This is a genomic window from Nocardia amikacinitolerans, assembly GCF_900215415.1.
GTDB lineage: Bacteria > Actinomycetota > Actinomycetes > Mycobacteriales > Mycobacteriaceae > Nocardia > Nocardia amikacinitolerans.
The window spans coordinates 759,719-784,458 of record NZ_OBEG01000001.1 but is presented as its reverse complement, the minus strand read 5'-3'; the positions used below and the strand labels follow the sequence as shown (position 1 = coordinate 784,458).

The following is a 24,740-nucleotide window of genomic DNA, read 5'->3' as shown; positions in this document are numbered from 1 at the left end:
CGCGGTGCCGACCCGACATCACACACCGCGGCGCCATGTCACCGGCTACACGGGCGTGAAATCCCGGCTGCCGATGTAGCTGGGTCGCCGTCCCGGCGCGGCGAACGGTTCCTCCAGCGTGTTCTCCACGCTGTTGAACACCAGGAAGATGTTCGAGCGCGGGAAGGGGGTGATGTTGTTGGACGAGCCGTGCATGATGTTCGAGTCGAACAGCAACGCCGACCCCGCCCGACCGGTGAACTGCACGATGCCGTGCTTGCTCGCGAGGGTCGCGATGTCATCGGTGGTGGGAACGCCGATCTCCTGCTCCTGCAACGACTCCCGGTAGTGCTCGGCGGGCGTGCTGCCCTGGCACGGCACGAAGGTGCGGTGCGAGCCGGGCATCACCATCAGACTCCCGTTGACCGGATGGTTGTCGGTCAACGCGATCGACAGGCTCACCGCGCGCGGGCTCGGCATGCCGTCCTCGGCGTGCCAGGTCTCGAAATCCGAGTGCCAGTAGAACCCCGTGCCGCGAAAACCGGGCATGTAGTTGATCCGCGTCTGATGCAGATAGACATCCGAGCCGAGCACCTGCCTGGCCAGCCCGGCCACCCGCGATTCGCGCACCAACTCGGCGACCGCGTCGCTGAGCTTGTGCACCTCGAAGATGGACCGGACGCGCCGCGACGCCTTCTCCACGATGAGCCGGTCGTCGTCGGCCAGCGCCGGATCGGCGGCGAGCCTGCCGATCTCGGCGCCGAACAGGGCCACTTCGTCGGCGCTGAGCAGGTCCTCGACGACCGCGAATCCGTCGCGATCGAAGGTGGCCAGCTCCTCGGCCTCGATCGTCCCCCACACGGTGGGGTCGGGTCGCTCGATGTGCCGTGCGCGCGCACCGGTTCGGGTGGGGTACCGATCGATGCGCTCGACCTCGTCGCGCTCGATGGTCTGTGGCAACACTTCTCGCCGCTCCTTTCAGCCGATCGGCGCCGCGATCAGCGGGTAGACGCCGTTGCTGTCGTGAACCTCCTGCCCGGTGACCGGCGGGTTGAACACGCACATCATCCGCATGGTGCTGCGCACCTCGAGCCGGTGACGTTCGTTGCCGTCGAGCAGGTACATGGAACCGGGGCCGAGCTCGTAGGTGACGTCGTTGTCCAGGTCCGTGAGCGTGCCCTCGCCCTCGAGCAACCACACCGCCTCCACGTGGTGGCGGTAGTGGAACTCGTGCACGGTTCCGGCCTCGATGGTGGTCTCGTGGAAGGAGAAACCGACGCCGTCGCCGCCGAGCACGATCCGCTTGCTGCGCCAGCCCTCGCCGGCGACGTCACGTTCGGTGCCGGTGATCTCCGCGGTGCTGCGCACGATCACTGGAGCTCACCGCCCTCCGCCGGGCCGCGGTGGTGCAGGCGGCCCCAGCCGGTGCACACCGTGTCGATGGCGCCGGTGAGCAGCTGCAGGCCGTGGTCGAGCTCCTCGTCGCTGATCGTCAACGGCGGCAACAGCTTCACCACCTCGTCGGTGGAACCGGAGGTCTCCACCAGCAGGCCGCGCTCGAAGGCCACCTGGCAGACCTTGCCCGCCTGCGACGGATCGTCGAAGGCGATGCCGTGCACCAGGCCGCGGCCGCGGGTGGACAGGCCGGGGAAGTGCGCGGCCGCCTCGCCGAGCGCCGTCGCGATGCGCTCGCCCTTGGCGTAGGTGGCACGCTCGAGCGTGTCGTCGGACCAGTAGTGCTGCAGCGCCGTCTGCGCGGTGACGAAGGCGGGGTTGTTGCCGCGGAAGGTGCCGTTGTGCTCGCCGGGCGCCCACTGGTCCAGCTCGGACTTGAAAAGCACAAGGGCCATGGGCAATCCGTAGCCGCCGATGGACTTCGACAGCGTCACGATGTCGGGGGTGATGCCGGCGACCTCGAAGGAGAAGAACGGGCCCGTCCGGCCGCAGCCCATCTGAACGTCGTCGACGATCAGCAGGATCTCGCGCTCCTCGCACAGCTTCGCGAGGTGCCGAAGCCATTCGGCGCGAGCGACATTCACGCCGCCCTCACCCTGCACGGTCTCGACGATGACCGCGGCGGGACGGTCGAAGCCCGAGGAGGTGTCGTCGAGCACTCGCTCCATCCACTGGAAGTCGGCGGTGGTGTTGTCGAAATAGCCGTCGTAGGGCATGTGCGCCGCGTGCACCAGCGGCACACCCGCGCCCGCGCGCTTGGCGGCATTGCCGGTCACCGACAGTGCGCCGAGGGTCATGCCGTGGAAGGCGTTGGTGAAGCTGAGGATGGTTTCCCGGCCGGTCACCTTGCGGGCCAGCTTGAGCGCCGCCTCGACGGCGTTGGCGCCGGTCGGGCCGGGGAACTGGACCTTGTAGTCCAGGTCGCGCGGCGCGAAGACCGTATCGCGCAGGGTTTCCAGCAGCTTGCGCTTGGCCGCGGTGGACATGTCAAGGCCGTGCGTGATGCCGTCGCTCGCGATGTAGTCCAGCAGCGGCTGCTTGAGGATCGGGTTGTTGTGGCCGTAGTTCAGCGCGCCGGCGCCCGCGAAGAAGTCGAGGTAGTCCTTGCCTTCCTCGTCGCGCAGCCAGGCGCCCTTCGCGGTGGTGAACACGGTCGGCCAGGCGCGGCAGTAGCCGCGCACGTTCGACTCGAGCGACTCGAAGACGGTGGTTTCGGCGGTGATCATCGAAGCTCCTTCTCAGGCTTTCGCTGCGCGGTCGGCGCGATGCGATAGAGGTCTTCTGCGGCGTGGTTGTCGGGGAAGACGCCAGGATCGAACAAAGGGCGCTTGGTCATTCGCGCGCCGCGACGGCGGGCCACCGCCGCGAACATCGCGACCGAGGCGGGATTGTCCGGCGAGATGGTGGTTTCCAGCGCCGTGACCCCGTGCGGGGCGACGGTGTCGAGCAGGTGCTCGATGAGCGCGGTGCCGGTGCCACGGCCACGCTCGCTGTGCGAAACCGCCACCTGCCAGACGAATACGGTGTCCGGAGCCTGCGGTCGCAGGTAGCCGATGACGAAGCCGACGACCCTGCCGTCCACCTCGGCGACCACCGTCGTGCCGGGGAAATCCCGACACCACAGCAGGTACGCGTAGCTCGAGTTGGTGTCGAGCACGTGCGAATCCTTCGCGATCCGCCAGATCTGGGCGGCGTCGCCCAGCTTCGGCGGGCGCAGGAGTGGAGCGCCGATGCGGTCGGATCTGCGCCACGCCGTATCGGCGCGATCGATCGTTTCCGTGGACAAGGTTGGCAGTGACATACAACTCCCAGGTCGGGTCTGCAGTACTTATCCAGGCTTACGAACCAACTTTGAGCTGAAGTGGTCGATCTCTTTGCGGTTGTATTACGAACAGATCACGAGGCAAAACATAATGTGATCAACGTTGCACGTCGAGGCGATATCCGAGCCCGCGCACAGTCACCACGACGCACGGATCCGAGGGATCGCGCTCGATCTTCGTTCGCAGTCTGCGCATATGGACGTCTACAATGCGCTCGTCGCCGAAAAATCCGTCGTCCCAAACACGTTCGAGTAGCAGGGCGCGGCTGAGCACGCGGCCCGGCGATTCGGCGAGTTCGCAGAGGAGTCGAAATTCGGTGATCGTCAGACGAATTTCCTCGTCGCCGCGGCGTACCGCGCCGCCGTCTTTGTCGAGGACGAGCGGCGCGCCCGGATACGCGTCGAGCACCATTTCTCGTGGCGCTTCGCGTTCGGCGGCCAATCGCGCCCTGCGGCGCAGTGCGCGCATGCGCGCGGAGATTTCCTTGATTTCGAAGGGCTTGGTGACGAAATCGTCGGCGCCCGCCTCGAGCGCGGCGACCACGTCGTGCGTGTCGTCGCGCGAGCTGATCACGATGATCGGGACGTCGTGGTCGCGGCGGATCTCCCGGATGCAGTCGAAGCCGTCCATGTCGCCGAGCATCAGTTCCACGATCATCACGTCCGGGGCGCCGTTGCTGCGCAGATGCGTCAGCGCGTCCTCGGCTTCGTTCGCCTCGGCGACGTCGTAGCCTTCGTCCTCCATGGCCATCCGCAGCGCGCCGCGGATCTGGTCGTCGTCGTCAACGATCATCAGGTTCGCGCTCAAGACCTCATCCCTTGCAGACAGGCGGAAGCGCGGCGTGATGCGGAAATCGCATGCCCAGACGACGCGACAGTCCGCTTCGAGCAGCTTGCCGACCACACGAATACCCGTACCGACCGCTCGGTAAACATCGGGTGGCCCGACGGGTGCCGCTCCATTCGAGTACCCACCCTTACCCGCGGGCGCGGCGATGGCAAATCGGCAGTGATCCTCGCCACGTCGTTCCCGCGGCGTGAACCGACCGAACAGCGCCGTCGGGACCGCTTCCGAGCTGTTTGCCCGGTGCACTGCCGGGTAGCTGACCGGTATGGGCTTATCGGTGCGCAGAATCGTGTTCAACCCCCTGGTCTCCTCGGTCGCGGGCACGGCGGTGGACGTCGCACGATCCGGGGCTGGGCTCGCCTTCGACACCGGCATGAAAGCCGCGACAGTCCCGATCCGCGTCGCCGAGACCGGTGTGCGCGCCGCCGTCGCTGGCGCGGAGTTGATGCTCCCCGACGCCGCGGGGCACCTGCGTGACGACTTGGCCGACCTGGTCGACCCGCACACCGGGCGAACTCACCGCCGGATCGCCGTGACCGAGGACCGCGCGACCGTCGAGGTGCGCGGCCTGACCGACGCGGACAACCCGGACATCACCAAGGCACTCGCCAAGCGACTCGACCGGCTGCGCGCGGTGCGCTGGTGGGAGGTCAACGCGGTCACCGGACGGGTGGTCGCGGCGCTGGCCAACGGCGCGGCGGATCTGCCCGCGCTGCTCGCCGAGGTGGAACGGACCGAGCGCGAAACGGCGGTCGCCGACCGGGAGTGGAACCGCCGCGCCGAGTTCCCCTCGGATCGAGAACCCTTGCTGGTGGCCGGGATTCAGGTCGCCGGCGATCTGTTCGCGATGGCCGTCGCGACCACGAGCTGGCTGCTGCCGGTCAAGCCGCCGGTGCGCGTGCTGCGCTCGGTGGCCGCGTTCACCGACGCCCAGCCGCGGCTGCGGCGCGTGCTGGAAGATCGATTGGGCCGTCCGAGAACGGATCTGGTGCTCAGCACCGCGACGGCGATCGGCAACGCGGTCGGCAACACGCCCGCTGCGGGCATGGCGAATCTCTTCGTCGACACGGTGCAGCGGACCATGGTGCTGACCGAGGTCGTGGCACGGCGCGCCCAGTGGCGCGACTGGGAGTGCGAACTCACCAACCACGAGGCGCTGGCCGTCGACGAGCCCTTGCCGGAGCACTCCAGGCCCGTCGATCTGCCGCGCGGACCGGTGGAGCGGGTCGCCGACGAGGCCTCGGCGGGCGCGCTGCTCAGCGCGGCCGCGTTCGGCGCGTCCCGGCGCGGCGGCGCGGCGACGGAAGCGCTCGAGCTCGGCGCGCCCAAGGCCGCCCGCGCGACGCGGGAGGCCTTCGCCGCGGCTGTCTCGACGACCCTGTCGCGCGCTGGCGTGCTGACCCTGGAACCGGTCGTGTGGCGTCGATTGGATCGCCTCACCGCGGTGGTGGTGGACGGCGAATCCTTGCTCACCTCACGCCGCCTGGTGCTCGCGGCCGAGGCCATAGACCCGCGCTGGCGAGACCCGCGCAGGCGTCGGCGGCGGAAGAGCGCCGACCGGACGGACAGCTCGTCCGATACCGCGGGGCGGGTGTCGACGAACGGGTCGAGGCCCAGGCACGACGAACTCGATGAGCAGGTGAAGGCCGACGAGGAGCGGGCCGCGGCCCACGTGTGGAGTGCCGCACAGCGCCTGCTGCGGTCCGTGGACGGCTCGGACGACGAAGCGGGCCCTGGTGATGTGCACGGGTTGCGCTTGGTCCAGCCCAAGAGCGGAGCGCCGGACCGCGGCGTCACGGTGCGCCCGGTCTGGCGCGAGCTGCGCGACGGCGGCCGGCCGGTCGGCCGGGTCCTGATCGGGCGGGAGCTGGACCGTCGCGCGCACGCCGTGCTCGGCGCCGCGCGCACCGCGGGCCTGCGGGTGACGCTGGTCGGCGGCGAGGACGTCGCGGAATTGCGCTCCCTCGCCGACGAATTCGTCTCCGCGGGGGTGTCGATGAGCAAGCTGGTGAACGGCGCGCAGCAGGACGGTCACGTCGTCGCGGTGCTGAGTCCGCGCGCGCACAAGGCGCTGGCCTGGGCCGACGTGGCGATCGGTGTCTGCGCGGGCGACTGCGAGTCGATGCGGCCGCCGTGGAGTGCCGACCTGATGTGCCGCGATCTGAGCCAGGCCCAGCGGGTGCTTGCCGCGGTGGTCCCGGCCAGGCAGGCCAGCGAACGCGGCCGCGCGCTGGCGCTGTCGGCGTGCGCGCTCGGCGGACTGCTGCTGGCGACCGGTCCTGCGCGGCGCGGACGCAGCTCGCCGATGGTCACCGCGCACTTCGTCGGCCTGGTCAACGGTGCGCTCGCGGGGTGGCAGGCCGTGCGCGGCGAGCCGCGTACCACCCTGGCGCCGCTGCTGCCGTGGAACGCGCTGGAACCCGACGAGGTGCTCTCCCGGCTACCGGAACCGCAGGCGCTGGATGCGCGGGTCAGCGAGGCATCGCGCACGCCCGCGCTGCTCGCGCCCTTCGCGTCGGTGATCTCGTTCGCCGGGCAGCTTCGCCGTGAGCTGGCCGACCCGCTCACGCCAATCCTCGGTGTCGGCGCGGTCGCCACCGCCATCCTCGGCTCCCCCTCCGACGCCTTGCTGCTCTCCTCGGTGCTGACCGTGAACGCGCTGGTCTCCGCGCGGCAACGGCAGAAGGCGGAGAACGCGCTGCACCAGCTGATCGCCGAAGAAGAGGTGACCGCCCGGCTGCTGGATCGCGCCGTGGTCGGCGAGGGCGGCACCGAGCCGGACGCCGACGCCGACGAGCGGATCGTGCCCGCCCACCGGCTCGTGATCGGTGATGTCGTCGCGCTGCGGGCGGGCGACGTGGTGCCCGCCGACGCGCGCCTGCTCTGGGTGGACGACCTGGAGATGGACGAATCCGGATTGACCGGCGAATCGGTCACCGTGGAGAAGCAGCTGGCCGCGACGCCGGGCGCCGAGCTGGGTGACCGGGCGTGCATGGTGTTCGAGGGCAGCACGGTGGTGACCGGCGAGGCCTGCGCCGTCGTCGTCGCGGTCGGCGCCGACACGCAGGCCGGGCGCGCGACCGCGGGCGCGGTGCCGCCCGAAAAGGGCGGTGTGCAAGCGCAATTGCGGCGGCTGACCGAGCGGGTGCTGCCACTGACCCTGGCGGGCGGCAGCGCGGTCACGGCGCTGGGCGGTCTGCGCGGACAGCCGCTGCGCGTCGCGATCGCCGACGGCGTCGGCGTGGCCGTCGCCGCGGTGCCAGAAGGGCTGCCGCTGGTCGCCACCGTCGCGCAGTTGGCCGCCGCACGCAGGCTGTCCCGGTACGGCGTGCTGGTGCGAGCCAGCCGCACCGTCGAGGCGCTCGGCCGCGTCGACACGCTGTGCTTCGACAAGACCGGGACGCTCACCGAAGGCCGATTGCGGCTGACCACCCTCGCCGACCTGGACCAGCAGTGGTCGCACGACGCCGAGGTCTACAACGCGCGCCGACTGCTGCGCGCCGCCGCGCGAGCCTGCCCCGACCCGGAAGACGGTCCGGTGCTGCACGCCACCGATCGCGCGGTCCTCGATGCCGCCGACGTACTCGGCGACGACGACCAGTGGGACCCGATCGAGGAGATCCCGTTCGAGTCCAATCGCGGCTACGCCGCCGCGCTCGGGCACACCACCCGCAGGCTGCGCCTCGTGGTCAAGGGCGCCCCCGAGGTGGTGCTGCCCCGGTGCACGAAGGTGCGCACGGGCGATCAGGACAAGCAGACCCTCACCGACGACCACCGGGAGCGCGCCCACGCGGTGGTGCGTGATCTGGCCGAACAGGGCCTGCGGGTGCTGGTGGTGGCCCGCCGCGACCTGGCCGAGAAGCCGGCGGACGTCGAGGAGGCGGTCGGCGAACTCACCTTGCTCGGCTTCCTCGGGTTGGCCGACACGCCACGCCCGCAGACGCTTCCGCTCGTGAAGGCGTTGCGCGAGAACGGCATCGGCATCCGCATGATCACCGGCGATCACCCCGTGACCGCGGCGGCCGTCGCGCGCCAGCTCGGCATCGACGCGGAGTCGGTGACCACCGGCGCCGATCTGGACCGCCTCGACGAGACCGAACAGACGAAGCTGATCGAGCAGACCACGGTATTCGCCAGGGTCGCCCCCGAGCAGAAGGTGCGCATCGTCGCCGCGCTGCGCCGCGCGGGGCATGTCGTCGGCATGACCGGCGACGGCAGCAACGACGCGGCGGCGATCCGCAGCGCCGACGTCGGAATCGGTTTGGCCGCACACGGTTCCGCCGCCGCCCGCAACGCCGCCGACCTTGTGCTCACCGAACCCGACCCGACCGCGCTGCTGCACGCGCTCGTGGAAGGACGCGGCATGTGGCAGCGGATCAACGACGCCGTCGGCGTGCTGGTCGGCGGCAACGCGGGCGAGGTCGCGTTCACGCTGTACGGCACCGCCGTCAGCGGACACGCACCGCTCGGCACCCGCCAGTTCCTGCTGGTGAACATGCTCACCGACATGTTCCCCGCGCTGGCGCTCGCGCTCTCCCCCGGCCGTGCGGAGGAGGACGCCACCGATCCCGAAGAGCGCGCCAGGCAATTGTCCGAGATCCCGCCCGCGCGACTCGGGCCGGAGCTGGCGCACACCATCGCGGTCCGCGGCATCACCACCGCGGCGGGCGCGGCGACCGCCTGGACCATCGGCCGCTACACCGGGTCGCACCGCCGGGCCGCCACCATCGGTCTTGTCACGCTGATCGGCACCCAGCTCGGGCAGACGCTGGTCTCCGGACACCGCAGCCCGATGGTCTGGGTGACCACCGCGGCCAGCGGCGTGGTGCTCGGCGCCGTGGTCATGACGCCGGGAGTCTGCGGCTACTTCGGCTGCACCCCGCTCGGCCCGTTCGGCTGGACCATCGCGGCGACGACCGCCGCCGCGGCCACCGCGGGCTCGGTGGTGCTCCCCCGCTTCCTGCCGTCACCGGCGGCGACGGACTGACTCCAGACGCGAGAAGATCGGCGCGGCAGCTGTGCCGCGCCGATCGCTCGGTCGTGTGCGGTCAGGACTCCTCGGGCCCCGTGGTGAGCGGAGGCTGGTCCGGAACGACGTCCGGTTCCTCGGCGTCGAGACGCTCGCCGATCGACTCGCCTTGGCGTTGCTCGGCGGGCGATTGGGCGTAGCGTTCGGCGCCGGACCACGCGTCGGGCGGGTCCATCGCCTGCTCGAGCGGGTCGGCGCCGAGTTCGTCCTCGTCGAGCTGTTCGGTGGTGGACGGAATCTGATCGGTCCACGTCGTGTCGTCCAGCGGCTCCTCGCCTGTCGGTTCGGTCATGCTCGGAGGGTTGCCGCTGCCGAGCCGCCGAAACGGGCTCAGCGGTCCTCGCGGCGCGGCCGCTCAAGCCGGTTGAAATTGCTCGGTGAGCCGTCGGCCCGTTGCTCCTGGTAGAGGAAACGCAGCCGCCGGTCGTCGAAGGTCTCGAACCACTCGTCCCAGCCGACCTGGCGCAGCACCGCCCCGCCGTAGCCGGGGAAGTCGAAGCGCAGCACGCCGAGGCGGCCGTTGTACTCGCTGCCCGGCATGGTGGCGGGCCGAGCACCGCGCTCCTCGGCCCACCGCCTGATCACCTCGTGGTTGCGCGTGATCAGGGTGCGGCCCGCTCGGTCCGGCCGCTGCGTCGGCGACGTGATCTCCTGTGCCTGCTGCAGCGACCTCGAATGCCCCGGTCCGGTGTACGGAGTCCGGGTGGCGGGTCGTCGTTGATCGTCCATGACGACTCCCTCTGCGCCCTCGTATCTCTTTGTCCGGTTGCTCCACCACATACCCGAACCGGGTCGTCGGCAAACGAGAGTGAGGCGTACGCCGCATCCGATTCGTCCCGTGCTGGGTGGGTATCCGGCTCGGTGACCGGCCCGCCTCCGCCGCGCGATGCCTCGGCGCCGCGGGTCACCACCGAGGAGATGTCGCATGGACGACCACACGCCACAGCCGATACCCGATCCCATCCCGCCGAACCCGCAGCCCGACCCGGTGCCGACGCCACCCGAGCCGGAACCGATACCGAATCCGGATCCCGCGCCGCATCCGTTCCCGCCGCCGTTCCCGCCCGATCCGGGACCCTCGCCGCTGCCGCCGGAACCCGATCCGAGCCCGTCGCACCCGTTCCCGCCCGAACCGGAGCGGCCGACGCCGCCGGTGCCAGGCCCGGACCCGCGCGAACCCGGTACTCCGCCGTTGCCTGGCCCAGGTCGTCCGACGCCAGGACCCGAACCAACGCCCGGTCGTCCGACACCGGGGCCGGATCCCGCGCCTCCACCGCCGAATCCGGTGTGAGCCCCGCGGGCGCTGCGTCAGCAGCCAGTCGTGGGGGCGCTTCGTGAGTGCGTCCCGGGAGCGCCTTGCCAATCGCTCGGTCCGGCGGGCGCCGCGCGACTCAGTCGCGCAGCGCTTCCTCGCGCAACCAGCGCAGCGTCTTGGCCAGGATCCGGGACACGTGCATCTGGGAGACGCCGAGGACATCGGCGATCTGCGTCTGGGTCTTGCCCTCGAAGAAGCGCATGACGAGCACCTGCCGCTCGCGATCGGGCAGGTCGGAGATGAGCGGTTTGACCGCCATGAAGTCCTCCACCAGGTGGTAGGACGGTTCGTCGGCGCCGAGGCTTTCCAACAGGGGAAGCGGCGCGCTGTCGATGTCGTCGCCTGCGACGGCGTCGATGGACGACGATTGATAGGCGTTGCCCGCGATCAGGGCCTGGGTGACCTCGACCAGATCGACGTCGAGTTCGTCGGCGATCTCCCTGGCGCGCGGCATCCTGCCGAGCCGTTGCGAGAGCGCCTCGACCGTCGCGCCGATGCTGAGCTGAATCTCCTTGGTGCGCCGCGGCACCCGCACGGCCCAGGTGTTGTCCCGGAAGTGCCTGCGGACCTCGCCCATGATGGTCGGCACCGCGAACGCCAGGAACGACGAGCCGCGGCTGACGTCGAACCGGTCGGCGGCCTGCACCAAGCCGAGGCGCGCGACCTGCAGCAGGTCGTCGAAGATCTCACCGCGCCCGGAGAACTTGCGCGCGATGTGCTCGGCCAGCGGCAGGCACCGCCCGATCAGCTCTTCGCGGAGCGCTGCGCGGCGCGGGTCGTCGGGGCCGAGGGCGGCGATCTTCTCGAAGAGCGGCTCGATGTTGTCGTAGCTGTCGCCCGCCGATTTCGATTCACCCGCCATCGGCGCCCCCTCGCACCCAGGTGAAGTCGACAACCGTCGGATAACCCGACAGCGCTCCGTCGTAGGGCTCCTGCTGCGCCGCGATCGATTCGGTGAGGGTGCGCACGATGTGCCATCCGAAACCGGCCTGTTCCACTACCGATTCGGTCGTGGCCACCGAGGAGACATGCACGAACATGCGGTTCTCGTCGTAGGTGAAAGCGCAGTCGATGTTCGAGCCAGGCACCGCGTCCAGGATCAGCGCGGTGGCGACCTCGTCCAGCGCGAGGCGGATGTCGGTCACTTCATCGATGGCGAAATCCGCGATGAGGGCCACGGTTTCGGCGAGCGCGCGGAGCATCGTCAGCTGCTCGAGGCGCGCGGGCACGCGCACCCCGATGGTCGTCGTTTCCGTAGAGGACTGAGAGGTCCACTCCCCCATAACCCATCACCACCTTGTTTCGCGCGGCCGATCCGTCAGGCTACCGCGCAACAATCACCAAGCACCTCGAGGTCAGGCGACCGCGGCGTCCCTCATCGTTGCGCTTACCCGTCGGACACGAACTGAAACGTCGGCAATCAGCCGACGCGGGTACCCACCCTACCGCCGCACCCTTTCGTGGGCGGTCAGCAACAGGTGATCGAATTCCGTGCGCAGCCCGACGGCGACCCGCGTCGTGGCGCGCATGTCGGCGACCAGCTGGGCGGCGAGCGCGCGCAATTTCACGTTGGTTTCCTGGGAACGCCAGCTCAGCACGCGGAAAGCCTGTTCCGCGCTGATGCCGTACACCAGCATCAGCGCACCCTTGGCCTGTTCGATGATCGCGCGCGCCTCGTACAACTCTGGCAGCGTGTCGTCCAGCGTCTCCTGGCGGTGCTCCTCGAGCGTCTCGGTGACGTCGATGTAGTAGCCAGCGGTGCCGACGACCTCGTCCGCCTCGTCGGTCATCCGGTCGGCCACCACGATCATGTGGTGCACGGTGCCCCTGGTGTCGATGATCCGGTGCCTGCTGGAGAACGGCTCCCCGGTCTCGATGGAGTTGGCCAATGCCGTGGCGACCTGCTCACGGTCGTCGGGATGCTTGTGCGAGAGCAACAGTTTCGTCGTGGGCCGCACCGTCCCCGGCGAGTACCCGTGCATCAACGCCACCTCGTCCGACCACTCCCACCGCTGGTCCGCGAACCAGAAACGGAAACTGCCGACATTCTGCGGCGTTCCCATACCGATCACCCGGTTCAGCACGAACGCGTCCTCGGGCGGAACCGACCCACTCTCCGTCACACGGCAAGTATCCGTCCTCGCCGGGTGAGCGGCGAGCAGATCGATGTGGTCGAGGACTATCGGCCTCACGCGTCCAAAGCGGCTCGCATGGAGGGGTATCGGAAGAACAACGAGCGAACGCCCGCGACCTCGAGCGCCCGTTCGATCTCGGCCCGACCGGCCACGACACGCAGGTCGACGCCCGCGCACGCGGCTCGTTGCCGGAGCGCGCCCAACGTGCTCGCGGTCCGGATGCTGAGGAACCTGGCGGCGCGGAGATCGACGACCACGGTCTGGCAACGCGCCTGTGTCGCGCGTTCGACCGTCTCCTGGAATCGGTCGTGTACGAGCGCGTCGATTTCGCCCTCGACACGGACCACGACGCACCGTCGGCGCCGGTCGACCCGCTGCGACCACATGCGGCCCTCGTGCTGCGAGTGCGCGCCACTTGGACCGGCACTCGGATCGACTCCATCGATGCGGTGCCTTGGCAGAGCGGCATCAACTGGCATGGCATTCCTCCCTTGGCAAAGGGATGTCCGGCTCGGTGCGATCGGCTCGGTCGACGGACGTGCGCCGTCGATGGGAGGGGCACGGTGGAATGATCGCCCGTTGTCGGGGGTACGCGGTGCGCTCAGCCGCCGCGTGCCGGGTCTGTCAGCCACCTGGGGGCGCGCCCGGAGTTCGTCCCAGCGCGCCCGCCGATCGGCATCGATCGGCCGTTGCCGTCACGCTCCCGTCCGAATGATCGCGGTGGCCCGTCTTCTGGGCCGACCGCGTCGAACCGGGTTCGGCTGTAGTCTCAACCTCCCTACAGTCTGGCACGTCCGCCCTGCGGTGTCAGGGACTTGTCTCAGGCAGGCACCGCGGCGGTCGCCCGACGCCAGGTGCGGTGCCTGGCCAGCGCGTCGGCGAAGGCGTCCACGAAATCCCCAGGTAGCGAGCCGCCGTTCGACTCGGTGGTGACCACGCCCTGTTCGATGCCGAGCCCGCCGTCCGGTGGCGTCTCGGGGACGATCCCGGAGATGCGCAGCACCGAGACGCCGGCGCCGAAGGCAGCGACGGCCTTCGCGTGCTTGAACGCCTCCAGCACGAAATGCACCGCGGAACCGTTGCGCGCCAACGTCTCCGCCGCGCCGGGACCGCCGGGGACGACGACGCCGTCGTAGAGCACCGAGGCGGCGGTGGCCAGCGATCGGTCGACGTCGAGCTGGTCTCCGTCGGACCCGTCGCCCCTGACCCGTCCGCCGTGCAGGCCGAGCACCTCGACGATCGCGCCGCGTTCGGTCAGCGCCGTGCGCAGCGCGCGCACCCCGGCCGCGTCGACGCCGTCGGCGGCCAGCACCGCGATCTTGCGGGTCTGGATCGTGTCCATCGCGGTGTTGGCCTGGGACAGCGCCGGCGAGACGAAGGCGTCGGAGGTGTCGGTGTCGGACTCGGGAGCGGAAATGCCGAGCTTCCCCGCCACTCGCACCGCCAAATCGGTCTCGATGCGGACCAGGTGCTCTACGACCCGCTCGCGGATCTCCGGCCGGTCCACCTTGCCCAGCTCGAAGGCGAACGCGTCGACGATGTGCTCGGCCTCGGGCGGGGACATACTGCGCCAGAACATCCTCGGCTGCCGGTAGTACTCCTTGAAGCTCTCCGCGCGCTTGCGCTGCGCTTCGCCGTCGATCCGTTGCGAATAGTGTTGGTAGGCACCGGAATCGGCCAGGAACGGGCATCCGCCGCCGATGCTGTTCTTGGTGTACGAGGCGGGTCCGACCGGGATGGCGTGCTGGCCGTAGCCGTCCTGCTGGTGATTGCGGACCTCGGCCACCGGCCGGTTGATCGGCAGCTGGGCGAAATTGGGGCCGCCGAGCCGGATCAACTGGGTGTCCAGGTAGGAGAAGTTGCGCAGTTGCAGCAGCGGATCGTTGGTGAAGTCGATGCCGGGTACCAGGTTCGCGGTATGGAAGGCGACCTGTTCGGTCTCGGCGAAGAAGTTGTTCGGGTTGCGATCGAGCACCATGCGCCCCACCGGCCGGACCGGGACCTGCTCCTCGGGAATGATCTTGGTCGCGTCGAGCAGGTCGAAATCGAAGTCGAACTCGCGCTCCTCGGGCACCAGCTGCACACCGAGCTCCCACTCGGGATACTGGCCCGCTTCGATGCAGTCCCAGAGATCGCGGCGATTGAAATCGGGATCGCGCCCGGCGATCTGCTGGCACTCGTCCCACACCAGCGAGTGCACGCCGAGCTTCGGCTTCCAGTGGAATTTGACGAAGGTGCCTTTGCCCTGCGCGTTCACCAGCCGGAAGGTGTGCACGCCGAAGCCCTGCATCATCCGGTAGCTGCGCGGCAGTGCCCGGTCCGACATCAGCCACATGATGGCGTGCAGGGTCTCCGGTTGCAGCGACACGAAGTCCCACAGGGTGTCGTGCGCCGAGGCGGCCTGCGGAATCTCGTTGTGCGGCTCGGGTTTCACCGCGTGCACGAAGTCGGGGAACTTGATGCCGTCCTGGATGAAGAACACCGGGAAGTTGTTGCCGACCAGGTCGAAATTGCCCTGGGCCGTATAGAACTTCGTCGCGAATCCGCGCACGTCGCGGACCGTGTCCGCGGAGCCGCGGGACCCGGCGACGGTGGAGAACCGCACGAAGACCGGGGTGCGCACGCCCGGATCGGTGAGGAAAGGCGCCGCCGTGACGTCGGCCAGCGCGTTGTCGTAGGGCTGGAAGTAGCCGTAGGCGCCCGCGCCGCGGGCGTGCACCACGCGTTCGGGGATGCGCTCGTGATCGAAATGGGTGATCTTCTCCCGCGCGTGGAAGTCGTCCATCAGGGTGGGGCCGCGCTCCCCCGCGGCCAGCGCGTCGTCGGTGCTCTCGACGCGCACGCCTTGCTGGGTCGTCAGGTAGCCGCGCTCTCGATCGACACGGTGCGCGTCCAGCTGTCGCTGTTTGGGATCGGCACCGGATCCGCCGACGCCGTTGTCCGATCGCTCGTTCACTGGCTTCCTCCTGCCTGCCGTCAATCGCTCTCGTCCGGCCGACTGCCCGCATTCGGTGCAGGTAAACCGAGCTCATCCGGACGTTTCCGGCCGGAAACCCCGTGCAGCGCCGTTTGCGCGCCACGGTGGCGGGCATATCCCGCACATATCGCCGACGGCACGTCCGGCCATGGCCGCGCCGAGCATCGGCATGCGCCCGCCTTCTCGCCGGAACGGAGTAGCCGTGAAGATCGCCATGGTTTCCGAACACGTCAGTCCTCTCGCGGATCCAGGCGGCGGCGCGGGCGGTCAACAGGTGCACGTCTCGGCGCTCTCGGCGGCGCTGGCCCGCCGCGGCCATCGGGTCACGGTCTACACCCGGCGCGACGACCCGCACATCCGGACCGAGGTGGCGACCCGCGACGGCTACCGCGTCGTGCACGTTCCCGCCGGGCCGCCGCGGCCGCTCGACCGCGACCGGACACTTCCCCACCTCGGCGAGTTCGGCACTTTCCTGCGTAAACACTGGGCCATCGACACCCCCGATGTGGTGCACGCGCACTTCTGGATATCCGCGCTCGCCGCCGAGCTGGCGGCAAGGGCGCACGACATTCCGGTGGTGGTGACCTTCCACGCGCTCGGCACCGTCAAACGCCGCCACCAAGGACTTGCCGACACCAGCCCGCGCTCCCGGATTCGATTCGAGCGCCTCATCGCGACCAGGGCCGCGCACGTTCTGGCGACCAGCGCCGACGAGGCCGTCGAAGTGGTCAGGATGGGCGTGCCGCGCTTCCGTATCTCGGTGGCGCCCTGCGGAGTCGACCTCACGGCCTTCCGTCCCGAGGGCGGCGTCGCCGACCGCAAGGCGCGGCACCGGATCTTCGCGGCGGGGCGGCTGGTGCGCAGGAAGGGATTCGACCTCGCGGTGCGCGCCCTTCCTGACCTGCCCGACACCGAACTGGTCATCGCGGGCGGTGCGGTCGGCGACGACGACGCCGAAGGCAAGCGGTTGCGTCGCATCGCCGTGGAACACGGTGTGCACGAACGGGTTCGGCTGCTCGGCCGGGTCTCGCACAGCGCGATGCCCCGGCTGTACCGCTCGGCCGACGTGGTGCTGTGCACGCCCTGGTACGAGCCGTTCGGCTTGGTCCCGCTGGAGGCGATGGCCTGCCGCAAGCCGGTGGTCACCACCGCGGTCGGCGGCATGCTCGACACCGTGGTCGACGGAGTCACGGGCAAGTTCGTCGCACCACCCGAGCCGGATGTCGTCGCGCGTGCGGTGCGCCCGCTGCTCGAGGACGCGACACTGCGCGAGACCTGGGGCGCGGCGGGGTATCAGCGAGCGAGCAGCCGCTATTCGTGGGATCGCATCGCCGCCGCGACGCTGTCGGCGTATCGGCGCGCGGCGCCCGCGAGTGCCTCGGTGGTCACGGATGCGGGTGGCTCCGGGCGCGCCATCGCCACGGCGCGATGAGCCAGGCCGCCGCGAACAGCAGCGCGGCGGCGACGCCCGCGACAACTCCCGCCACGTCCCCCGCGACCACGTCGACCACCAGCACCAACGCGCCCGTCAGCGCGATGCCGAGCAGGGCGACACCAGCCATCGCGCACCGATGCGCGGCCGAGACGACGTTGCCGAGCCGATGCCTGCGAAACAGGATGCGATGCCAGGACACCGGCGCCACCAGGAACACCGTGGCACCGAACGCCGCGCAGACGGTCACCAGATACAGCGTGCGCATCTGCTGCGACACCACCGCGAACTCGGGTTGGAAGGGTAGGAGCAGCAGCGCGCCGATGAGGAACTGCACGCCCGTCTGCACGACGCGCAGCTCCTGGATCAGGCTGGCCCAGTTGCGGTCCAGTCGTTCGAGCTCGGTTTCGTCCCGTCCCTCGTCAGGCCTCGGCGGCCGCGCCGAGGTGTTCTCATCGTCGTGCACTTGCGGTCTTTCGGCGATTCCCCTTTTCGAGCGCCGAGATGAACTCGTCCTCGGTCATCTTCCAGCGCCCCTTCCCAGTGGTTGGCGACGGTCGTTTCCGGCCGGGGTGCACCTCGTCGCATACCCGCTCAGGCCCTGATTAACCCGGAATCCGCCGGGTACCACCGCAGCATGGTCGCGACGATGGACGAACTGCTGCACGCGCTGACCCGGGCCGCGAACACGTTGCTCGACGCGGAGATCAGGTTCGCGGTGGCGGGTGGCTGCGCGGTCTACGCCCGCGGCGGTCCCGCGTCGGATCACGATGTGGATCTCTTCGTCAAACCCGCCGATACCTCGCGCGCCATCCAGGCGCTCGCGCGGGCGGGTCTGCGGGTGTGCCAGCCGCCCGAGGACTGGCTGTCCAAGGTCTACGACGGCGACACCCTGATCGACGTGATCTACCGGCCCAACTGCCGTGACGTCACCGACGAGTTGCTGGACCGTGCCACGGTCATGCGCGTCGGGCCGACGGTGGCGCCGGTGATCAGCGCGACCGACCTGATGATCGACAAGCTCCTCGTCTTCGACGCGCACCGACTGGATCTGAGCCCGCTGCTGCACATCGCGCGCGATCTGCGCGAGCAGGTGGACTGGGCCGTCGTGCGCAGCCAGACGCAGGAATCACCCTATGCCCGAGCCTTTCTCGGCCTGGTCGACGACCTCGGTATCACCGACGCGGGCCGGATCGAGGCGGGCACTCGAGATCGAGAAGAAGGCTGAGCCGATGGAGAAGCCCCAGTACCTCGTGGCCCGTCTGCGCCGCGCGCTCGCCGAGGACCCGCGCACCGCCGAACTCGGCGTGCAGGTCACCATTCGCGGTGAGGTGGTGGTGCTCGACGGTGAAGTGACGAGCGACCAGCGCAAACAGCAGATGGAAGCGGTGATCCGCGAACAGCTGCCCGGCGTGGTCATCCACAACGACGTGCGCGTCTCGGTGCCCACCGCACCGACCGGAACCGAACACCTGTCGACGCACGAAGGGAGCTGACGCCATGCGGATCGCCGCGGTAGGCGACGTACATCTGGGAGCCGAGTCCTCCGGACAGCTGCGCCCCGTGCTGCGCGAACTCCCCATGCGCGCCGACGTGCTGCTGCTCGCCGGAGATCTGACCAGGCACGGCACGCTGGACGAGGCGCGGGTGGTCGCGACGGAGTTCACCGATCTCGGCGTGCCCGTCATCGCCGTGCTCGGCAACCACGACCACCACAGCGACGCCCAGGACGACATCACCGCCCTGCTCACCGACTACGGCATCACCGTGCTCGAGGGCAGCTCCACCACGGTTTCCGTCGACGGGCGGACGCTCGGTGTCGCGGGAACGAAGGGCTTCGGTGGCGGGTTCGCAGGCAAGTGCGCCAGCGTCTTCGGCGAGCGGGTCATGCGCGAATTCGCCTGCCACACCGTGATGTTGGCCGACTCGCTGCGCGCCGCGCTGGCCGAGCTGGACACCGACATCACCGTCGTGCTCACGCACTATTCACCGGTCAGCGACACTTTGCACGGCGAGCCGAGGGAGATCTACCCGTTCCTCGGTTCCTATCTGCTCGGCGAGCCGATCGACGAATTCGGCGCGGATCTGGCGCTGCACGGGCACGCGCACGCGGGAACCGAGCGCGGAACGACGCCGGGCGGCATCCGGGTGCGCAATGTGGCCGAGCCGGTGATTCGGGCGGCCTACGCGATCTACGAGCTGGAACCCGCCAGGCAGCGGGTGGTCAGCGCGCCCACGTGATCGTGCCGACGGGCTGAGTTGCGGTGACACCATCGTGCGCCGCGATGGACGGCGCACGATCGGTGCAGAGCACCGTGCGGGCCGTCCGACTCAGAAGTCCAGCGACACCGCTTCCACCATGTTCCCCGCCTGCGCGTTGCCCAGGGCGGTCGCGACATCGGCTTGGGCGATGATGCCGACCAGCCGTCCGCGATCGAGCACCGGAATGCGCCGCACTTGATGCTGGGCCATCAGCGACACCACCTTGCGCACGCCATCGGTGACATCCACCGTGTACGGCACGCCACCGGCCAGCTCCCCGGCCAACACACGCTGCGGATCCTTGCGCGCCGCAACGACTTTCACCACGATGTCGCGGTCGGTGAGCATGCCGTGCAGCCGGTTGTCCTCGCCGCAGATCGGCAAGGCGCCGATGTCCAGCTCGGCCATCTGATCCGCCGCCTCGGCCACGGTGTCGCCCGCGCGAATACAGTGCACGCCCGCCGTCATGATGTCGCCCGCCGTTGTCATCCCCGACCTCCCTGGTCCTGTGAGAGGCGCCACGGTGCGGGCGCCTCGGGGACCGTGTACCCGGGTCGTGCTCGGGTACACGGGTTCTCGGGTACCCAGGTTTCGAGCGGGCCCGCCGGGGCACACCGGGCATATGGAAGCTCCGACGATCACTTCGAACGGGGCGGCCGGACCGCTGAACGTCCTGGTGTGGCACGCGCACAGCCCGTGGATGACAGCTTTCGTCCAGGGCGGGCACCGCTATCTGGTGCCCTACGACGCACGCCGCGGCGAATGGGCGCGTGGTCGGTGCGGACGTCCCTGGCCCGCGAACGCGGTCGACATCGCACCCGCCGACCTGGTCGACACCGACATCGATCTCGTTGTCCTGCAACGCCCGAGGGAAATTGATCTCGCGCACGAATGGCTCGGCCGCGCGCCGGGCATCGACGTGCCCGCGGTCTACGTCGAACACAACACGCCGCACCAGCACGCGGCGCTGACCAGGCATCCCCTGGCAGGCCGCTCCGACATCCCGCTGGTGCACGTCACCCAGTTCAACCGGCTGATGTGGGACAACGGCCGCTGCCCGAGCATGGTCATCCGCTACGGGATTCCCGATCCCGGCCAGCGGTACACCGGTGAACTGCCGAGGGCCGCGACGATCATCCACGATCCGGTGCGCCGCTGCCGCATCACCGGCACCGATCTGCTCGCGCCGCTCTCCGAAGCCGCGCCGATCGATGTCTACGGCGCGGGCACCGAACGGCTGGCCGACGCGCTGCACCGCCCGCCCGACCGGATCGTCGGCGCCGGCGATCTCGAACAGGACCTGCTGTACGAGGAACTGGCCCGCCGCCGCGTGTTCCTGCACGTGCCGCGCTGGACCTCGCTCGGCATGTCGGTGCTCGAGGCGATGTATCTCGGCATGCCGATCGTGGCGCTCGGCACCACCGAGGTCTCCGCCTCGATCCCCGCGGAAGCCGGTGTGGTGTCGACCGAGCCGGAGATCCTGGCCGAGGCGGTCCGGCAGTTCCTGCACGAGCCCATGTTCGCCGAGTTGGCGGGCAAATCGGCTAGGCAGTGGGCGCAGGCGAATTTCGGTCTCGCGGAGTTCCTGCGCGAATGGGACCGGCTGTTCGCCGACCTCGTCGCGGGCCGTCGCTGATTGACCTGCGCTTCCCCGGGTACCCGTCGAACGGCATCCGTTCGATGGTTGCACCCGGAAGGAGACCACTATGCGTGCCGAGAACAATTTCCGACGCGACAAGAAGCCGGAAGGCGTATTTCCAGACCACCACCGGACCACCCGGACGCACGCGGGCGAGGCGATCGAGGACGCCAAGAACTGGCCGGGCATGGTCCTGGTCGGCGTCGGCATCGTGCTCGTCGCGCTGACGCTCACCGCCGCGGGCTACGGCTTCGAAGGCTGGGCGATCGTCGCGGGCATCGCGGCCGGGGTGAGCATCGTCGTCGGCGCCGCGCTGGTCTTCGCCGAACACAAGCGCGTTCAGCGCAAGCACGGCGACTCGCACTACGACGACCGAGGTCACTGATCGTGCACCACCGATCGAATGAAGCCGACGTGGTGGCGTGGAAGGGAAAAAGAATGCGACTCAGCCGAACTCGGCTGCCGGGCCGGAGTCTGGCCGTGTGCGCCGCGCTGGTGACCGCGGGCTCGCTCGTGGCGGGATGCGGCGGCGACGGCGACACCGACCCGGTGCCCGCCACCCCCACCGAGGGCACCGTCTCGCTGACCATCGCGGCACCGACGAGCGCCGATGTGCCGAATCCCGACGAGGTGACGCCCGCGGCCGCCGCGCAGCTGTGCGACATGATGCGCGCGGAGGTCGGCAACTGGAGCGAACAGGGTGAGGTGGTCGGCCGGGTCAGCTTCAACGGCACGGTGCACAACTGGGCGGTGCGCAACGGCGGACTCAACGACGCCGTGCTCGCCGATCAGTCGATCATCGACACAGCCACCATCCAGGAGTGCCCCGACGTGCGCCAGCAGGTGCTCGACGCGCTGAACCTCGACGACCTGGCCGCCGGCCTCGCCGGTTTCTGAGCCGCCCCGACACAGGAGAGTTTCGATGAGAATGCGTAGCCTCGCCGCCGCGGCGCTGGCCTCCACCGCGATGTTCGCGGCGGGTTGTGCGGAGGCCGAGAAGGCCGTCAACAAAGGCGGCGACACGCCGTGCAGCGAATTCGTCGAGCAGGACGCCGACAAGAAGCGAACCACCGTCACCAAGTTCCTCGAGCAGGAGCGCAGCGGGCAGGAGGCGCCGGACGACCGCATGGTCGACGCCGCCATCGCCTCGATCGAATTGATGTGCACCGCGCAGGCCAATCCGGACACCCCGATCCGGAAAGCGGACCTGACCGGCATTTTCGTTCCGAAGTAGTACGCCGAGAGTTCCGAATCCAGGACAACGAGAAAGGGGTGTCCGGCATTTGCCGGACACCCCTTTCGTCACCGTATAGGGCGGGTACGAGGGCTACTGCCCCCGCTGGTGGGCGCGCTGACGCTGCTCGTCGACCGCGGCCTCACCCCGCTCCTTCTCGGCGGCGGCTTCCTTCCGCGCGGCCTCTCGCTGCGACTCGGCCTTGTCCTGCTGGGCCTTGCCCTCGTCGCGCAGATCGTCGTTTCCGAAGACGCTTCCGACGGCCTCCTTGGCCTTGCCCTTGACGCCTTCGACAGCGCCTTCGACGCCTTCTCGGGGACCACTCTTCTGCTCGGACACGATATCTACCTCCGAAATATCGGTTATCAGGTGGACAGTGGCGGTCTACCCGGCCAAGGCGGGCTCAATCAGCGTCCCGGATATTCGCCGAAGTCGATCACGTGTGTCGACCGGGCTGGAAGATCGGCCGGTCAGCGCCGGGTTTCGGGTCGGGTCGATCGGCTATGTCCCGACTATGACGTCCCTGTGGATGAACGACGCGCAAGTACCCGCACGACTGCGGCTGACGCCCGGCTCGCGTTTCGACACCGTGGTGATCGGCGCGGGTCTCACCGGGCTCGTCACCGCGCTGCTACTGGCCCAGAACGGCATCCAGGTCGCGGTGGTGGAAAGTCGGCGCGTCGGGCTCGGGACGACCGGCGGCACGACCGGAAAGGTCAGTCTGCTCCAGGGAACTCGCGCGCAGAGCATCGCGGGACGGCACGGTGTCGGCACCCTCGCGCAGTATCTGGCGGCGAATCGGGACGGCCAGGATTGGCTTTTGCGTTTCTGCGACGAGCACGGAATCGCCTATCAGCGCGCCGCCGCGGTCACCTACGCCCAGTCCGAACGTGAAAAGCGCGCGGTGCGAGCCGAATTCGAGGCGACGCGGGCGGCCGGCCTGCCGACCGAGCTGATCGACGACCTGGAAGCGCCCTTCCCGGTGTACGGCGGTGTCCGGTTGATCGAGCAGGCCCAGATCGATCCGATGGCCGTGCTGGCCGCGCTGGCCGCCGAGGTGGAGTCGCACGCCGCCCCGATCTACGAATCGACCATCGCGCAGGGGGTGCACCACGCCGACGGCGAGCTGATCGTGCAGACCGAACACGGCGACCTGGCCGCGGGCACGGTCGTGCTGGCCACCGGGACCCCGATGCTGGACCGGGGCGGGTTCTTCGCACGTCTCACGGCGCAGCGCTCGTACCTCGCCGCGTTCCGGGTGCCAGGGCCGGTGCCACACGACATGTACATCAGCGCGGGACAGCCCATCCGCTCGCTGCGCTACCATCCCACGCCCGAGGGAGACCTGTTGCTGGTCGGCGGCAGCGGCCACGAGGTCGGGCGGACCGACGAGGCCGCCGCGCACGCCGACGAACTCCTGGACTGGACCGCCGCCTGGTTCCCCGGCGCGGAGGTTCTGCACCGCTGGTCGGCTCAGGACTACCACCCGGTCGGCGAACTGCCGTACGTCGGCCCGCTGCTGCCCGGCCAGGACGACATCCTGGTCGCCACCGGTTACGCCAAGTGGGGCCTGACCAACGGCGTCGCCGCCGCGCTCGCCCTGGCAGGCAGGCTCACCGGCAAGCCACCCGCCTGGTCCGGTACGTTCACGACGTGGCGGCCCGCCGAGCTGCGCTCGCTGCTCTCCGGTGCGAAAGCCAACACCGCCGTGGCCCAACAACTTTCGACGGGCTGGTTGCGCATGCTCGGCGGCGGATCGGCGAGCATGCCGGAGGAAGGCTGCGGGCGGGTCGAGCGCCACGGGCTGACGCCCTCGGCGGTCTGCACCGTCGACGGAGTCACCACCGAGGTGTCGGCCGTCTGCCCGCACCTGTACGGCATCGTGCGGTGGAACGACGCGGAACGGTCCTGGGACTGCCCGCTGCACGGCTCCCGCTTCGCGCCGGACGGCACGGTACTGGAAGGACCGGCGACCAAACCACTCGCCCGCCGCGCGGTCTTGCGCAAGGACGTCTGAGTGACAGCCGCGGCGAACGCGAGCGCCTAGCGACCCGCTCGGGATCGGTCAGGTTCCCGCACGATCGGGCGGGCGGTGTCGAGGATGGTGTCGACGGTCTCGGCGACGGTCAGGTTCGAGGTGTCGAGCCATAGACCGAGCCGGGGTGTGCTGTCGCGCAGCACGGCATCCAGGGCCGCCACGGTGAACGTGTCGTAGGCGTTCTTGTCGCGGGCCGCCTCGCGGGCGGCGATCGCGTCGCGGCTCGGCGCGAGCACCACCACGTACAGGGGGTCGGTGTGGATCCGGTCGACGGTGTAGGGCAGGAACTCGCCGAGCACCACGTCTTGCAGGATCGCGGTGAATCCCGCGGCGGCGTATTCGTCGGCGACCGACGCGGCGAGCCGGTGGCGCAACCGCAGCTGATCGAGGGCGGCCGCGGACGGTTCCGGACCCATCTCCGCGCGACCGTTGACCACGAACCTGCGAAAGGTGTCGCCGCGCACGTGCGCCGAGCGGGGCAGGCGTTCGGCAAGCGCCTGTGCCACCGACGATTTGCCCGCGGCTTGGATACCGGTGATCAGATAGACAGCGGAGGCCATCCGGCCATGATCGCAG

27 protein-coding genes are annotated in these 24,740 nt (G+C 69.6%); 11 read left to right on the top strand and 16 right to left on the bottom strand.

Going from position 1 to position 24,740, the window contains the following annotated elements:
* Positions 1-45: 45 nt before the first annotated feature.
* From thpD to CRP45_RS03660, 5 genes are all read right to left on the bottom strand, one after another.
* The gene (thpD, locus tag CRP45_RS03680; protein WP_301315471.1) at positions 46-939 is read right to left on the bottom strand and encodes an ectoine hydroxylase; all 894 of its coding nucleotides are present in this window, start codon (positions 937-939) and stop codon (positions 46-48) included.
* 18 nt (positions 940-957) lie between these two features.
* Positions 958-1,353 (bottom strand): ectoine synthase, encoded by a 396-nt coding sequence (locus CRP45_RS03675; RefSeq protein WP_097243767.1) that lies wholly within the window; start codon positions 1,351-1,353, stop codon positions 958-960.
* Complete coding sequence (gene ectB / locus CRP45_RS03670; RefSeq protein ID WP_097243766.1) at positions 1,350-2,660, bottom strand: diaminobutyrate--2-oxoglutarate transaminase; 1,311 nt, start codon at positions 2,658-2,660, stop codon at positions 1,350-1,352. Before ectB ends, CRP45_RS03675 begins: the two co-directional genes overlap by 4 nt.
* Positions 2,657-3,235, bottom strand: coding sequence for a diaminobutyrate acetyltransferase (gene ectA / locus CRP45_RS03665; RefSeq protein ID WP_097243765.1), 579 nt, complete (start codon positions 3,233-3,235; stop codon positions 2,657-2,659). Before ectA ends, ectB begins: the two co-directional genes overlap by 4 nt.
* A gap of 118 nt (positions 3,236-3,353) precedes the next feature.
* A complete protein-coding gene (locus tag CRP45_RS03660; RefSeq protein WP_097244548.1) occupies positions 3,354-4,064 on the bottom strand; it encodes a response regulator transcription factor in 711 nt (236 codons plus the stop codon).
* Between the two features lie 328 nt (positions 4,065-4,392).
* Between CRP45_RS03660 and CRP45_RS03655 the strand changes: the two genes are divergently transcribed.
* A complete protein-coding gene (locus tag CRP45_RS03655; RefSeq protein ID WP_097243764.1) occupies positions 4,393-9,090 on the top strand; it encodes a cation-translocating P-type ATPase in 4,698 nt (1,565 codons plus the stop codon).
* A gap of 61 nt (positions 9,091-9,151) precedes the next feature.
* Here CRP45_RS03655 and CRP45_RS03650 read toward each other — a convergent pair whose 3' ends face one another.
* Entirely contained in the window at positions 9,152-9,424 is a 273-nt protein-coding gene (locus tag CRP45_RS03650) for a hypothetical protein (RefSeq protein WP_218018311.1), read from the bottom strand.
* 38 nt (positions 9,425-9,462) lie between these two features.
* Entirely contained in the window at positions 9,463-9,861 is a 399-nt protein-coding gene (locus CRP45_RS03645; RefSeq protein WP_067777990.1) for a hypothetical protein, read from the bottom strand.
* Positions 9,862-10,057: 196 nt separating this feature from the next.
* Between CRP45_RS03645 and CRP45_RS33110 the strand changes: the two genes are divergently transcribed.
* A complete protein-coding gene (locus CRP45_RS33110; protein WP_143861315.1) occupies positions 10,058-10,423 on the top strand; it encodes a hypothetical protein in 366 nt (121 codons plus the stop codon).
* A gap of 100 nt (positions 10,424-10,523) precedes the next feature.
* Here the strand turns inward: CRP45_RS33110 and CRP45_RS03640 are convergent, their stop codons facing one another.
* The 5 genes from CRP45_RS03640 to CRP45_RS03620 form a co-directional block, all read right to left on the bottom strand.
* The gene (locus CRP45_RS03640) at positions 10,524-11,309 is read right to left on the bottom strand and encodes an RNA polymerase sigma factor SigF (RefSeq protein ID WP_067777991.1); all 786 of its coding nucleotides are present in this window, start codon (positions 11,307-11,309) and stop codon (positions 10,524-10,526) included.
* Positions 11,299-11,730, bottom strand: coding sequence for an ATP-binding protein (locus CRP45_RS03635; protein ID WP_067777992.1), 432 nt, complete (start codon positions 11,728-11,730; stop codon positions 11,299-11,301). The genes CRP45_RS03640 and CRP45_RS03635 overlap by 11 nt, the downstream gene beginning before the upstream one ends.
* A 159-nt stretch (positions 11,731-11,889) precedes the next feature.
* Complete coding sequence (locus CRP45_RS03630) at positions 11,890-12,570, bottom strand: PAS and ANTAR domain-containing protein (protein WP_372507999.1); 681 nt, start codon at positions 12,568-12,570, stop codon at positions 11,890-11,892.
* A gap of 65 nt (positions 12,571-12,635) precedes the next feature.
* Positions 12,636-12,968 carry an STAS domain-containing protein gene (locus CRP45_RS03625; RefSeq protein ID WP_281256175.1) on the bottom strand — a complete coding sequence of 111 codons (333 nt, stop codon included), beginning with the start codon at positions 12,966-12,968 and terminating at the stop codon, positions 12,636-12,638.
* A gap of 434 nt (positions 12,969-13,402) precedes the next feature.
* The gene (locus tag CRP45_RS03620; RefSeq protein ID WP_097243762.1) at positions 13,403-15,538 is read right to left on the bottom strand and encodes a catalase; all 2,136 of its coding nucleotides are present in this window, start codon (positions 15,536-15,538) and stop codon (positions 13,403-13,405) included.
* 223 nt (positions 15,539-15,761) lie between these two features.
* Here CRP45_RS03620 and CRP45_RS03615 point away from each other — a divergent pair, with 223 nt between their 5' ends.
* Complete coding sequence (locus CRP45_RS03615) at positions 15,762-16,991, top strand: glycosyltransferase (RefSeq protein WP_097243761.1); 1,230 nt, start codon at positions 15,762-15,764, stop codon at positions 16,989-16,991.
* Here CRP45_RS03615 and CRP45_RS03610 read toward each other — a convergent pair.
* Entirely contained in the window at positions 16,945-17,457 is a 513-nt protein-coding gene (locus tag CRP45_RS03610; RefSeq protein WP_097243760.1) for a DUF6328 family protein, read from the bottom strand. The two genes, CRP45_RS03615 and CRP45_RS03610, sit on opposite strands and share 47 nt — an antisense overlap.
* A gap of 171 nt (positions 17,458-17,628) precedes the next feature.
* On the opposite strand from CRP45_RS03610, the gene CRP45_RS03605 reads away from it, so the two are divergent.
* The 3 genes from CRP45_RS03605 to CRP45_RS03595 are packed head-to-tail and all read left to right on the top strand — an operon-like array spanning position 17,629 to position 19,232.
* Positions 17,629-18,219, top strand: a complete 591-nt coding sequence (locus tag CRP45_RS03605) for a nucleotidyltransferase family protein (protein ID WP_067777997.1) — start codon at positions 17,629-17,631, stop codon at positions 18,217-18,219.
* 4 nt (positions 18,220-18,223) lie between these two features.
* Positions 18,224-18,487: a BON domain-containing protein gene (locus CRP45_RS34415; protein ID WP_097243759.1), complete on the top strand. Its 264-nt coding sequence runs from the start codon at positions 18,224-18,226 to the stop codon at positions 18,485-18,487.
* A gap of 4 nt (positions 18,488-18,491) precedes the next feature.
* Positions 18,492-19,232 (top strand): metallophosphoesterase family protein, encoded by a 741-nt coding sequence (locus tag CRP45_RS03595; protein WP_097243758.1) that lies wholly within the window; start codon positions 18,492-18,494, stop codon positions 19,230-19,232.
* Between the two features lie 90 nt (positions 19,233-19,322).
* On the opposite strand, the gene CRP45_RS03590 is transcribed toward CRP45_RS03595, so the two are convergent.
* Positions 19,323-19,742, bottom strand: a complete 420-nt coding sequence (locus CRP45_RS03590; protein ID WP_067778000.1) for a CBS domain-containing protein — start codon at positions 19,740-19,742, stop codon at positions 19,323-19,325.
* Between the two features lie 133 nt (positions 19,743-19,875).
* Here CRP45_RS03590 and CRP45_RS03585 point away from each other — a divergent pair, with 133 nt between their 5' ends.
* From CRP45_RS03585 to CRP45_RS03570, 4 genes are all read left to right on the top strand, one after another.
* Positions 19,876-20,889 carry a glycosyltransferase gene (locus CRP45_RS03585; protein ID WP_097243757.1) on the top strand — a complete coding sequence of 338 codons (1,014 nt, stop codon included), beginning with the start codon at positions 19,876-19,878 and terminating at the stop codon, positions 20,887-20,889.
* A gap of 70 nt (positions 20,890-20,959) precedes the next feature.
* Positions 20,960-21,277, top strand: coding sequence for a hypothetical protein (locus tag CRP45_RS03580; RefSeq protein ID WP_174554759.1), 318 nt, complete (start codon positions 20,960-20,962; stop codon positions 21,275-21,277).
* 53 nt (positions 21,278-21,330) lie between these two features.
* Entirely contained in the window at positions 21,331-21,789 is a 459-nt protein-coding gene (locus CRP45_RS03575; protein WP_245909866.1) for a hypothetical protein, read from the top strand.
* Between the two features lie 25 nt (positions 21,790-21,814).
* Entirely contained in the window at positions 21,815-22,126 is a 312-nt protein-coding gene (locus CRP45_RS03570) for a hypothetical protein (RefSeq protein WP_084482216.1), read from the top strand.
* A gap of 93 nt (positions 22,127-22,219) precedes the next feature.
* Here CRP45_RS03570 and mbp1 read toward each other — a convergent pair whose 3' ends face one another.
* Positions 22,220-22,465, bottom strand: coding sequence for a microaggregate-binding protein 1 (gene mbp1 / locus CRP45_RS03565; RefSeq protein ID WP_097243756.1), 246 nt, complete (start codon positions 22,463-22,465; stop codon positions 22,220-22,222).
* A gap of 175 nt (positions 22,466-22,640) precedes the next feature.
* Here mbp1 and CRP45_RS03560 point away from each other — a divergent pair, with 175 nt between their 5' ends.
* Positions 22,641-24,143 carry an FAD-dependent oxidoreductase gene (locus CRP45_RS03560; RefSeq protein WP_097243755.1) on the top strand — a complete coding sequence of 501 codons (1,503 nt, stop codon included), beginning with the start codon at positions 22,641-22,643 and terminating at the stop codon, positions 24,141-24,143.
* Between the two features lie 26 nt (positions 24,144-24,169).
* On the opposite strand, the gene CRP45_RS03555 is transcribed toward CRP45_RS03560, so the two are convergent.
* Positions 24,170-24,724 carry an AAA family ATPase gene (locus tag CRP45_RS03555; RefSeq protein ID WP_097243754.1) on the bottom strand — a complete coding sequence of 185 codons (555 nt, stop codon included), beginning with the start codon at positions 24,722-24,724 and terminating at the stop codon, positions 24,170-24,172.
* Positions 24,725-24,740: the final 16 nt, after the last annotated feature.

Excerpts from the sequence above, each read along its gene's own strand:
- ectB (WP_097243766.1), bottom strand. The coding sequence starts at position 2,660 with ATGATCACCGCCGAAACCACCGTCTTCGAGTCGCTCGAGTCGAACGTG.
- ectA (WP_097243765.1), bottom strand. The coding sequence starts at position 3,235 with ATGTCACTGCCAACCTTGTCCACGGAAACGATCGATCGCGCCGATACG.
- CRP45_RS03650 (WP_218018311.1), bottom strand. The coding sequence starts at position 9,424 with ATGACCGAACCGACAGGCGAGGAGCCGCTGGACGACACGACGTGGACC.
- CRP45_RS03645 (WP_067777990.1), bottom strand. The coding sequence starts at position 9,861 with ATGGACGATCAACGACGACCCGCCACCCGGACTCCGTACACCGGACCG.
- CRP45_RS33110 (WP_143861315.1), top strand. The coding sequence starts at position 10,058 with ATGGACGACCACACGCCACAGCCGATACCCGATCCCATCCCGCCGAAC.
- CRP45_RS03640 (WP_067777991.1), bottom strand. The coding sequence starts at position 11,309 with ATGGCGGGTGAATCGAAATCGGCGGGCGACAGCTACGACAACATCGAG.
- CRP45_RS03635 (WP_067777992.1), bottom strand. The coding sequence starts at position 11,730 with ATGGGGGAGTGGACCTCTCAGTCCTCTACGGAAACGACGACCATCGGG.
- CRP45_RS03625 (WP_281256175.1), bottom strand. The coding sequence starts at position 12,968 with ATGTGGTCGCAGCGGGTCGACCGGCGCCGACGGTGCGTCGTGGTCCGT.
- CRP45_RS03605 (WP_067777997.1), top strand. The coding sequence starts at position 17,629 with ATGGTCGCGACGATGGACGAACTGCTGCACGCGCTGACCCGGGCCGCG.
- CRP45_RS34415 (WP_097243759.1), top strand. The coding sequence starts at position 18,224 with ATGGAGAAGCCCCAGTACCTCGTGGCCCGTCTGCGCCGCGCGCTCGCC.
- CRP45_RS03595 (WP_097243758.1), top strand. The coding sequence starts at position 18,492 with ATGCGGATCGCCGCGGTAGGCGACGTACATCTGGGAGCCGAGTCCTCC.
- CRP45_RS03590 (WP_067778000.1), bottom strand. The coding sequence starts at position 19,742 with ATGACAACGGCGGGCGACATCATGACGGCGGGCGTGCACTGTATTCGC.
- CRP45_RS03585 (WP_097243757.1), top strand. The coding sequence starts at position 19,876 with ATGGAAGCTCCGACGATCACTTCGAACGGGGCGGCCGGACCGCTGAAC.
- CRP45_RS03580 (WP_174554759.1), top strand. The coding sequence starts at position 20,960 with ATGCGTGCCGAGAACAATTTCCGACGCGACAAGAAGCCGGAAGGCGTA.
- CRP45_RS03575 (WP_245909866.1), top strand. The coding sequence starts at position 21,331 with ATGCGACTCAGCCGAACTCGGCTGCCGGGCCGGAGTCTGGCCGTGTGC.
- CRP45_RS03570 (WP_084482216.1), top strand. The coding sequence starts at position 21,815 with ATGAGAATGCGTAGCCTCGCCGCCGCGGCGCTGGCCTCCACCGCGATG.
- CRP45_RS03560 (WP_097243755.1), top strand. The coding sequence starts at position 22,641 with ATGACGTCCCTGTGGATGAACGACGCGCAAGTACCCGCACGACTGCGG.
- CRP45_RS03555 (WP_097243754.1), bottom strand. The coding sequence starts at position 24,724 with ATGGCCTCCGCTGTCTATCTGATCACCGGTATCCAAGCCGCGGGCAAA.